Consider the following 509-nt stretch of genomic DNA (forward strand, 5'->3'; position numbering starts at 1 on the left):
CAGAATTCGCATCGCCGATACCACCTGGTCAGCACAATGTGAGCAAAATATCCCAGCCGGTACTCGCGTAAAAATCGTCGCGATCGATGGAATAATCCTCATTGTGGAGCCTATTTCTGATTAATTTATGTCAAAGTAATGAAGTAAAGACTGCTTCATTACTTTCTTTTCTCTCAACTCTTTTTATTTCATCGTGTTATTCAATTTGTCCTTAAAAAATAAGTAATATAAATATTATTAAATTCCATCTTGTAAATCCTATTGATATTCATCAACTAAGAATTAATCAAAAAGATAGTTCACTGCTTCCTGTCATTTTCAATCTAATTTCAATATAAAAAATAAAACAGTGTTGAATTAATTTTTGATCTTTCCAACTCCCTATACATACTTAATCCATAAGCATAAAGGTAAATGCTTATATTTCAGTTAAGTAGAAAAGTCTTTCCTACCGTTTTATTGATAACTGAGTTGGTCCTCACCATGCAAAAGGCAGAACTTGTCCCAGC

General features: G+C 32.6%; 1 protein-coding gene. It reads left to right on the top strand.

Annotated elements, in window-relative coordinates:
- A partial coding sequence (locus R7Z77_RS28660) for an NfeD family protein (RefSeq protein WP_318137474.1) occupies positions 1 to 124 on the top strand: 124 nt, incomplete at its 5' end.
- Positions 125 to 509: the final 385 nt, after the last annotated feature.

This window comes from Vibrio sp. 1401, assembly GCF_033340295.1.